This is a genomic window from Pseudomonas sp. SDO5591_S426 (assembly GCF_054070755.1).
In genome coordinates this window covers 1-8,919 of sequence record NZ_JBSVXD010000213.1, presented here as the reverse complement: position 1 = coordinate 8,919, position 8,919 = coordinate 1, and the positions used below count along the sequence as shown (strand labels likewise).

General features: G+C 59.5%; 10 protein-coding genes. 6 read left to right on the top strand and 4 right to left on the bottom strand.

The genetic code is table 11. The annotated features are described in order from the left end of the window. Positions 1-116 precede the first annotated feature (116 nt). From dgcA to ACW9JC_RS26335, 3 genes are all read right to left on the bottom strand, one after another. Positions 117-2,177, bottom strand: a complete 2,061-nt coding sequence (gene dgcA, locus ACW9JC_RS26345; RefSeq protein WP_095057479.1) for a dimethylglycine demethylation protein DgcA — start codon at positions 2,175-2,177, stop codon at positions 117-119. Positions 2,178-2,192: 15 nt separating this feature from the next. After that, complete coding sequence (locus ACW9JC_RS26340) at positions 2,193-2,723, bottom strand: DUF5943 domain-containing protein (protein WP_060542338.1); 531 nt, start codon at positions 2,721-2,723, stop codon at positions 2,193-2,195. 78 nt (positions 2,724-2,801) lie between these two features. After that, complete coding sequence (locus ACW9JC_RS26335) at positions 2,802-3,779, bottom strand: dipeptidase (protein WP_008019494.1); 978 nt, start codon at positions 3,777-3,779, stop codon at positions 2,802-2,804. A 223-nt stretch (positions 3,780-4,002) separates the two neighbouring features. Between ACW9JC_RS26335 and ACW9JC_RS26330 the strand changes: the two genes are divergently transcribed. The 4 genes from ACW9JC_RS26330 (at position 4,003) to ACW9JC_RS26315 (ending at position 5,627) form a co-directional block, all read left to right on the top strand. Next, the gene (locus ACW9JC_RS26330) at positions 4,003-4,404 is read left to right on the top strand and encodes a lysozyme inhibitor LprI family protein (RefSeq protein WP_457458647.1); all 402 of its coding nucleotides are present in this window, start codon (positions 4,003-4,005) and stop codon (positions 4,402-4,404) included. A gap of 212 nt (positions 4,405-4,616) precedes the next feature. Further along, positions 4,617-4,871: a type II toxin-antitoxin system RelE family toxin gene (locus tag ACW9JC_RS26325; RefSeq protein ID WP_457458645.1), complete on the top strand. Its 255-nt coding sequence runs from the start codon at positions 4,617-4,619 to the stop codon at positions 4,869-4,871. Continuing rightward, positions 4,855-5,178, top strand: a complete 324-nt coding sequence (locus tag ACW9JC_RS26320) for a helix-turn-helix domain-containing protein (RefSeq protein ID WP_103396692.1) — start codon at positions 4,855-4,857, stop codon at positions 5,176-5,178. Before ACW9JC_RS26325 ends, ACW9JC_RS26320 begins: the two co-directional genes overlap by 17 nt. 32 nt (positions 5,179-5,210) lie before the next feature. Continuing rightward, entirely contained in the window at positions 5,211-5,627 is a 417-nt protein-coding gene (locus ACW9JC_RS26315; protein ID WP_457458643.1) for a DUF3010 family protein, read from the top strand. 130 nt (positions 5,628-5,757) lie between these two features. On the opposite strand, the gene ACW9JC_RS26310 is transcribed toward ACW9JC_RS26315, so the two are convergent. Further along, positions 5,758-6,702: a GlxA family transcriptional regulator gene (locus ACW9JC_RS26310; RefSeq protein WP_085716447.1), complete on the bottom strand. Its 945-nt coding sequence runs from the start codon at positions 6,700-6,702 to the stop codon at positions 5,758-5,760. A gap of 226 nt (positions 6,703-6,928) precedes the next feature. On the opposite strand from ACW9JC_RS26310, the gene ACW9JC_RS26305 reads away from it, so the two are divergent. Continuing rightward, positions 6,929-7,873, top strand: coding sequence for a choline ABC transporter substrate-binding protein (locus ACW9JC_RS26305; RefSeq protein WP_338583597.1), 945 nt, complete (start codon positions 6,929-6,931; stop codon positions 7,871-7,873). An 85-nt stretch (positions 7,874-7,958) separates the two neighbouring features. Continuing rightward, positions 7,959-8,846, top strand: a complete 888-nt coding sequence (locus tag ACW9JC_RS26300) for a 3-keto-5-aminohexanoate cleavage protein (protein WP_457458640.1) — start codon at positions 7,959-7,961, stop codon at positions 8,844-8,846. Positions 8,847-8,919 lie beyond the last annotated feature (73 nt).

Sequence of the window (8,919 nt, the reverse complement as noted above, 5' to 3'; positions counted from 1 at the left end):
ATGATCGTTCCCACGCTCTGCGTGGGAATGCAGCCCGGGACGCTCTGCGTCCCAACATCGGACGCAGAGCGTCCATTGAGGCATTCCCACGCGGAGCGTGGGAACGATCTATCGGATTAGAAATCCTTGCACAACCGCAATGCGTCATAGATCGCCGCATGCACGTTCCGCTGCGCCACGCAGTCGCCGATGCGGAACAGCAGGTAGCCGTCGCCGCTCTGCTCCAGACAAGGTTGCGGCTTGATCGCGAACAAGGCTTCGACGTCGATCTGGCCTTTGTTGCGCGAGCCTTCCTTCAGCGCGTAGTAGATTTCCTCATCCGGGCGCACCCCGTTTTCGATGACCACCTGGTCCACCACCCGCTCCTCTTTGGCGCCGGTGTATTCGTTCTCCAGCACCGCCACCAGCTTGTCGCCTTCGCGGTAGACCTTCTCCAGCATCATGTCGCCGGTCATGATCACTTCTTTCGGGTACATGCTGCGGTAGTAAGTCGGGAACGACGTACCACCGATGGCTACACCCGGCTTGATGTCATCGGTGACGATCTCGACCTGGCTGCCCTTGTCGGCGATGAAGTCGGCGGTCGACATGCCGGTGAATTCGCAAATGGTGTCGTACACCAGCACGTTCTTGCCCGGCGCCACCTTGCCGTCGAGCACATCCCAGCTGCTGACCACCAGGCCTTCAGCCGCGCCCCAGTGTTCGTTCTGCTCGATGAACGGATGACCGCCGACGGCCAGCACCACCACATCCGGACGCAGGTCCATGATGGTCGGCGCATCCGCCGCGGTGCCCAGGCGCAGGTCGACTTTCAAGCGCGCCAGTTCCAGCTGATACCAGCGGGTGATACCGGCGATCTGGTCCCGTTGCGGTGCTTTCGAGGCCGTGGTGATTTGCCCGCCGATGAATTCTTTTTTCTCGAACAGGGTCACGTCGTGGCCACGTTCGGCGGCAACGCGAGCGGCTTCCATCCCCGCAGGACCGGCGCCAACCACCACAACCTTGCGTTTCACGCCGGTGGTTTTTTCGATGATGTGCGGCAGGCCCATGTATTCACGGGAAGTCGCCGCGTTCTGGATGCACAACACATCCAGGCCTTGATACTGACGGTCGATGCAGTAGTTGGCGCCGACGCACTGCTTGATCTGGTCAATCTGGCCCATCTTGATCTTGGCGATCAGGTGCGGGTCGGCGATGTGCGCGCGGGTCATGCCGACCATGTCGACATAACCGCCTTCCAGAATGCGGGTGGCCTGGTTCGGGTCCTTGATGTTCTGCGCGTGCAGCACAGGAACCTTCACCACTTCCTTGATCCCGGCCGCCAGGTGCAGGAACGGCTCCGGCGGATAACTCATGTTCGGGATCACGTTGGCCAGGGTGTTGTGGGTGTCGCAACCCGAGCCCACGACGCCGAGGAAATCGAGCATGCCGGTGTCGTCGTAATACTTGGCGATCTGCTTCATGTCCTCGTGGGACAGACCGTCCGGGTGGAACTCGTCACCGCAGATGCGCATGCCCACGCAGAAATCGTCACCGACCTCGGCGCGCACGGCTTTCAAGACTTCCAGGCCGAACTTCATGCGGCCTTCAAAGGTGCCGCCCCATTCGTCTGTACGCTTGTTGACGCGCGGGCTCCAGAACTGGTCGATCATGTGCTGGTGCACGGCCGACAGTTCCACACCGTCGAGGCCACCGGCCTTGGCACGGCGTGCTGCTTGCGCGTAATTGCCGATCACCCGCCAGATTTCTTCCGGCTCGATGGTCTTGCAGGTAGCACGGTGCACCGGCTCGCGAACGCCCGATGGCGACATCAGCGTCGGCCAATTGAAACCGTCCCAACGCGAGCGACGGCCCATGTGGGTAATCTGGATCATGATCTTGGCGCCGTGCTTGTGCATGGCGTCGGCCAGATTCTGGAAATGCGGGATGATGCGGTCGGTGGACAGGTTCACCGAGCTCCACCATTCCTGCGGGCTGTCGATCGCCACGACGGACGAGCCGCCGCAGATCGCCAGGCCGATCCCGCCCTTGGCCTTCTCTTCGTAATACTTGACGTACCGGTCGGTGGTCATGCCGCCGTCGGTCGCATAGACCTCGGCGTGCGCGGTGCTGAGCACGCGGTTGCGGATGGTCAGTTTGCCGATCTGGATCGGCTGGAACATTGCTTCGAAAGCCATGGCGGGTTCCTCGACTTACAACGGCTTGACGGTGAACAAGCCGTCTTCGTGGCCCTCTTCGGAGCCACCGTAGACTTGCTCGGCCACGGTGCGGATCTTGCTGCCGCGAGCGGCGAGGATCTGATCCATCGCACCGGCAAACCAGCCGGTGAACATGTAGTCGACCTTGCGCCCGACCTTGCCGTACACGTAGACGAATGCCGAGTGTTCGAGCTTGACGCTGGCGGTGCCTTTGTCGAGATCGATGTCCTGGATCTTGAACAGGCCCCAGCCACGCTGCGACAGGCGCTTCATGTAGTGTTCAAACACCGCGACGCCTTCCAGACCATGGCATTCGGCTTCTTTTTCACACCAGTGCCAGGCGGACTTGTAGCCGGCTTTGTAGAGGATCTCGGCGTAGGCGTCGGCGCCCAGCACTTCCTCGATACCCATGTGGTTGTTGACGAAGAAATGGCGCGGTACGTACAGCATCGGCAGGGCGTCGGAGGTCCAGACACCGGTTTCGCTGTCGACTTCGATAGGCAATTGCGGGGCGATCTTGGCCATGGAAACTTAACTCCAGAAAATTCGTTGTGTTGCCTGCGGCGCGGACGGCCGCAGGAAAGGATTCAGAAGTGCGGCGGCTTATTCGCCCCAGACATCTTTCAGGACGTTCACCCAGTTCTCGCCCATGATCTTGCGCACCACGCGCTCGGAGTGGCCGCGCTTGAGCAAGGTTTCGGTCAGGTTCGGGAACTCGCCGACGGTGCGGATGCCCAGCGGGTTGATGATCTTGCCGAAGCTGGTCAGACGACGGGCGTAGCCCTTGTCGTGGGTCAGGTATTCGAAGAAGTCCTGCCCGTGACCCTGGGTGAAGTCGGTACCGATGCCGATCGAGTCTTCGCCGACGATGTTCAGGGTGTATTCGATGGCTTCGGCGTAGTCGTCGATGGTCGAATCGATGCCCTTGGCCAGGAACGGCGCGAACATGGTCACACCGACGAAACCGCCATGGTCGGCAATGAACTTCAGTTCTTCATCGGACTTGTTGCGCGGGTGCTCTTTGAGACCTGACGGCAGGCAGTGGGAGTAGCAGACCGGTTTTTTCGATTCGAGGATGACTTCTTCGGAAGTCTTGGAGCCCACGTGGGACAAGTCGCACATCACGCCAACGCGGTTCATCTCGGCAACGATTTCGCGACCGAAGCCCGACAGCCCGCCGTCACGCTCGTAGCAACCGGTGCCGACCAGGTTCTGGGTGTTGTAGCACATCTGCACGATACCGACGCCGAGCTGCTTGAAGACTTCGACATAGCCGATCTGGTCTTCAAAGGCGTGGGCATTCTGGAAGCCGAAGAGGATGCCGGTCTTGCCCTGCTCCTTGGCTTTACGGATGTCGGCGGTGGTGCGCACCGGAATCACCAGGTCGCTGTTCTCGCGGATCAGCTTCTGGCTGGCGGCGATGTTGTTGACGGTGGCCTGAAAGCCCTCCCACACCGACACGGTGCAGTTGGCCGCGGTCAAACCGCCCTTGCGCATGTCTTCGAACAGCTCGCGGTTCCATTTGGCAATGATCAGACCGTCGATAACGATGCTGTCGGCGTGTAATTCGGCTGGGCTCATCAGGCGTCCCCTTATTGGCGATTCATGCGCCGAATCGTCTGCCGGCGCTTTGGGGCCAGCATATGCCTCGGTGCAGGGGCAGCCGGGTGCAAAAACGACAGGGGAATTGCCGAAAGCGTCAATCCGCGACAAAGGGTCGTCGCCAGGCACTATTGGCGACCTGTTCAAGGCCGTCCGCTTGGGCCAGAATTCGCCCCATCACTGGAATAGAGCGGCGACCTGAATGAAATCCATCCTTCTGGCTTTGGCACTGATTGCGACCGGCGTACACGCAGCGGAGGAGTCCGACGACAACCCCTGCGACAAAGTCGAAAACGACATCCAGACCCTGGAATGCTCGGCCTTCAGCAAAACCACCGCCGAAGACCTGCTGAGCGAAAACCTCAAAAGTCTCAACGAACGCATGCAGTCGCTCTACGGCAAGAACCCGACGCAATTGGCCGACATCAGCGCCAAAATCAAAACCGCCCAAGCCCAATGGCTGAAAACCCGCGACGCCGACTGCGCCGTGGAAGCCTTCCCGGCTACAACCGGCAGCAAGGCGTTCACCATGGCGCAGAACGATTGCGTGGCGCGGATGAGTGATGAGCGGTCGGAGTTTTTGGAGTCGATTGGGCAGGAATAGTCCTTAATCTTCCTCTGAAAGCTGGAACCGCATCCAGCTTTCAGCAGCGTTTTCCCTTCTTCCCACAACACGTTCTGACCTCACCTACACGTTTTGCTTGAAAGCCCCAGCCTGTGGGCTTTTCACGCAATATGCTGACAATTGTTGTTGATTGGCCATTTGAAAAATATAAGCAAAGATTCGCAAATCTTATAAAAGACTTATATTCTTCCATGAACAGCATCCACTGGACTCGAAAGGCCGTTAAGCAACTCCTGAAATTGCATTCCGTTCATCAGGGCCAGGTTCGCGATGCCATCACGGCGCTGGCAGACATGCCCGATGTAGGCAATGTCAAAGCACTGGTCGGTCATGACTACGCTTATCGACTGCGTGTCGGTAACTATCGGGTCATGTTTGATTGGGATGGCGCGATCAAAGTGGTCAGTATTCAAGAGGTCAAAAAACGCGATGAACGCACCTACTGACATCCAAATCATCAATGACGCCGAAGGCAATCCAGCCTTCGTAGTCATTCCTTATGCGCAATATGTGGCGCAGAAGATCGAACCCGACTTGATCCCTCATGAGGTGGTCAGTCGTATCGTCGATGGCGCCACACCCATCCGCGCCTGGCGCGAACACTTGAACCTTACCCAGGATGAAGTGGCCAAACGCATGGGCATCACTCAGCCGGCATTTGCCCAACAGGAAACCGTTGCCAAGCCTCGCAAGGCCACACGGGAAAAAATCGCTGCGGCTTTTGGCATCACCGCCAGTCAACTTGAGCTGTAAGCTGCACGCCATCAGCCAGTCAAGGAATCAACATGAAAGTCTGCGGCATCGAAATCAAAGGCAGTGAAGCGATCATCGCCGTGGCGTCCCTCGACGGTACGGCCCTGAATCACGCCACCCTCAACACCAAGAAAATCGCCCTCGATGATGATGACGAGGCGGCCAACGTCAAGCTGTTCGCTGCGCAGGTGGCGTCGTTCGTGCGTGAGAACTCCATCGACCGCATCGCGATCAAGAAGCGCGGCAAGAAAGGTGAATTCGCCGGTGGGCCGACCACGTTCAAGATCGAGGGTGTGTTCCAGTTGCTGGAGAATTGCGAGGTGACGTTGTTGTCGCCGCAGACGATCACGGCGCAGTGCAAGAAATTCAGTGTCGAGCTGCCGGAGACGCTGAACAAGTATCAGCATGAGGCGTACAAGGCGGCGTGTTCGGCGTTGGTGAAGAAGTAATCGATCTTCCTGAAATACCAAATTAACTGTGGGAGCCAGCCTGCTGGCGATGGCGGTGCATCAGTCGACATTTATGTGTCTGACAGACCGCTATCGCCAGCAGGCTGGCTCCCACAGGGTTTTCGGGTGTTCATGCTTTTGCGGTACGCCGGTCCTCTCGCGGACAACGCTCATACTTCGCCCTATAACTGCGGGTGAAATACGACGGCGATTCAAACCCGCACGCGATGCTCACTTCCAGCACGCTCATATCCGTCTGCCTCAGCAATTGCCGAGCCTTTTCCAGCCTTAATCGCAGATAGAAATTGCTCGGTGTGTCGTTCAGGTGCAACCGGAACAGGCGCTCCAGTTGCCGACGCGTCACCTTGATCGATTCCGCCAGTTCCAGCGTGCTCAGCGGCGGCTCGCTGTGCTGCTCCATTTCCCCGATCACATGAACAAGCTTCTTGTTGCTGATGCCATAGCGCGTGGCAACTTCCATGCGTTGGTGGTCTTTGCGCGGGCGGATGCGGCCGAGCACGAATTGTTCGCTGACCTGGATCGCCAGCTCAGGACCGTGGGCCTGGGCGATCAGATCCAGCATCAAATCGATGGAAGCGGTGCCGCCGGCGGAGGTGATGCGCCGACGGTCGATCTCGAACAGTTCCTGGGTAACGCTGAGCTGCGGATAGGATTCCTTGAAGGCATCGATAGCCTCCCAATGCAGGGTCAGGCGATGACCGTCGAGCAGGCCTGCTTCGGCGAGGATGAAGCTGCCGGTGTCGATGGCGCCGAGGGTCACGCCTTCGTTGTCCAGTCGGCGCAGCCAGTGTTCCAGTGCCGGAGTGGCGAACTTCAGCGGCTCGAAGCCGGCGACCACCAACAGCGTCGCGCCTTTTTTCAGCGGCTCAAGCGCCGCATCGGCGTTGACCGACATACCATTGCTGGCCAGCACCGCCCCGCCATCCGCGCTCAATACATGCCAGCGATACAACTCGCCGCGAAAGCGATTGGCGACCCGCAACGGCTCGATGGCCGAGATAAATCCAATGGCCGAGAAACCCGGCATCAACAAGAAATAGAAATCCTGGGACATGGAGCGCACTCGCTTAGCAGGTAACAAGAGGCCGAGTAACGAGAGGACGGGTAGCGTGAGGATGTAGATACGCCACTTGCAACAGGCATTCAAGAGGTCAGGTCGCTGCAGTGCAAGAGCTGGTCGCCGCAGTGCGCTTTTACGGGGACACAGCTGCGTAACTTGGCATCACCGGCGCACAAAGATGTCCGGACCCACAATAATGAAACTGCCGAGGAACCTGAGAATGAAACGACTGATCAGCAGCTGTGTTCTTGCACTCAGTGGTACCGCTTTGCTGAGCGCCAGCGTCATGGCCGCCGAACCCGCCTCTTGCCAGAATGTGCGCATGGGCGTGGTGAACTGGACCGACGTAATCGCTACCAGCGCGATGACCCAGGTATTGCTCGACGGCCTCGGCTATAGCACCAAACAAACCAGCGCCTCCCAGCAAATCATCTTCGCCGGGATCCGCGATCAGCGCCTGGATCTGTTCCTGGGTTACTGGAACCCGCTGATGACCCAGACCATCACCCCGTTCGTCGACGCCAACCAGGTCAAGGTGCTTGAAGCGCCAAGCCTGAAAGATGCCCGCGCCACCTTGGCCGTGCCGACCTACCTCGCCGACAAAGGCCTGAAGACTTTCGCCGACATCGCCAAATTCGAAAAAGAACTGGGCGGCAAGATCTACGGCATCGAGCCTGGCTCGGGCGCCAACACTCAGATCAAGGCGATGATCGCCAAGAACCAGTTCGGCCTCGGCAAGTTCCAGCTGGTCGAATCCAGCGAAGCCGGCATGCTCGCCGCCGTCGATCGCGCCGTGCGCCGCAAGGAAGCCGTGGTGTTCTTCGGCTGGGCGCCGCACCCGATGAACGTCAACGTGCAGATGACCTACCTCACCGGCAGCGACGACGCCCTCGGCCCGAACGAAGGCATGGCGACTGTCTGGACCGTCACCGCACCGAAGTACGCCGATCAATGCCCGAACATCGGTCGCCTGCTGAGCAACCTGACGTTCACCGCCGAAGACGAGAGCCGGATGATGCAGCCGTTGCTGGATCACAAGGACGCTTTCGAATCGGCCAAGCAATGGCTCAAGGATCACCCGCAAGACAAGCAGCGCTGGCTTGAAGGTGTGACCACTTTCGACGGCAAACCGGCTGCTGAAAACCTGAAACTGACCAGTAAGTAATCCGCTCTTTTTTCTGAACCGAACCACCGATTCGCAGCCCGACAGGGCTGCGGACGGGACCACCACGCCTGAAGGAAACCGCCTCATGAACCACGACGTCATCATCACCTGCGCACTCACCGGTGCTGGCGACACGACCGCCAGGAGCCCACACGTTCCGGTCACCCCGAAACAAATCGCCGCTGCCGCCGTGGAAGCCGCCAAGGCCGGTGCCACCGTGGTTCACTGCCACGTTCGCGACCCGCAAACCGGCAAGTTCAGCCGTGACGTGGCGCTGTACCGCGAAGTGATGGAGCGAATCCGCGAAGCGGACGTCGACATCATCGTCAACCTCACCGCCGGCATGGGTGGCGATCTGGAAATCGGCGCCGGTGAGAACCCGATGGAGTTCGGCCCGAACACCGACCTGGTCGGCCCGCTGACCCGTCTGGCCCACGTCGAAGAGCTGCTGCCGGAAATCTGCACCCTCGATTGCGGCACCCTGAACTTCGGCGATGGCGACACCATTTACGTGTCCACCCCGGCCCAGCTGCGTGCTGGCGCCAAACGCATTCAAGAACTGGGCGTGAAGGCCGAGCTGGAAATTTTCGACACCGGTCACCTGTGGTTCGCCAAGCAGATGATCAAGGAAGGCCTGCTCGACAACCCGCTGTTCCAGCTGTGCCTGGGCATCCCGTGGGGCGCCCCGGCTGACACCACCACCATGAAAGCCATGGTCGACAACCTGCCGGCCGATGCTGTGTGGGCTGGCTTCGGCATCGGTCGCATGCAGATGCCGATGGCTGCGCAGGCGGTGCTGCTGGGCGGCAACGTGCGGGTCGGTCTGGAAGACAACCTGTGGCTGGACAAGGGCGTGCTGGCGACCAACGGCCAACTGGTCGAGCGCGCCAGCGAAATCCTCAGCCGCCTCGGTGCCCGCGTCCTGACCCCGGCTGAAGGTCGGGTAAAAATGGGCCTGACCAAGCGCGGTTGAGATCAAAAAAAAACCTGTAGGAGCTGCCGCAGGCTGCGATCTTTTGATGTTGCTCTAAAAACAAGATCAAAAG

Excerpts from the sequence above, each read along its gene's own strand:
- dgcA (WP_095057479.1), bottom strand. The coding sequence starts at position 2,177 with ATGGCTTTCGAAGCAATGTTCCAGCCGATCCAGATCGGCAAACTGACC.
- ACW9JC_RS26340 (WP_060542338.1), bottom strand. The coding sequence starts at position 2,723 with ATGGCCAAGATCGCCCCGCAATTGCCTATCGAAGTCGACAGCGAAACC.
- ACW9JC_RS26335 (WP_008019494.1), bottom strand. The coding sequence starts at position 3,779 with ATGAGCCCAGCCGAATTACACGCCGACAGCATCGTTATCGACGGTCTG.
- ACW9JC_RS26330 (WP_457458647.1), top strand. The coding sequence starts at position 4,003 with ATGAAATCCATCCTTCTGGCTTTGGCACTGATTGCGACCGGCGTACAC.
- ACW9JC_RS26325 (WP_457458645.1), top strand. The coding sequence starts at position 4,617 with ATGAACAGCATCCACTGGACTCGAAAGGCCGTTAAGCAACTCCTGAAA.
- ACW9JC_RS26320 (WP_103396692.1), top strand. The coding sequence starts at position 4,855 with ATGAACGCACCTACTGACATCCAAATCATCAATGACGCCGAAGGCAAT.
- ACW9JC_RS26315 (WP_457458643.1), top strand. The coding sequence starts at position 5,211 with ATGAAAGTCTGCGGCATCGAAATCAAAGGCAGTGAAGCGATCATCGCC.
- ACW9JC_RS26310 (WP_085716447.1), bottom strand. The coding sequence starts at position 6,702 with ATGTCCCAGGATTTCTATTTCTTGTTGATGCCGGGTTTCTCGGCCATT.
- ACW9JC_RS26305 (WP_338583597.1), top strand. The coding sequence starts at position 6,929 with ATGAAACGACTGATCAGCAGCTGTGTTCTTGCACTCAGTGGTACCGCT.
- ACW9JC_RS26300 (WP_457458640.1), top strand. The coding sequence starts at position 7,959 with ATGAACCACGACGTCATCATCACCTGCGCACTCACCGGTGCTGGCGAC.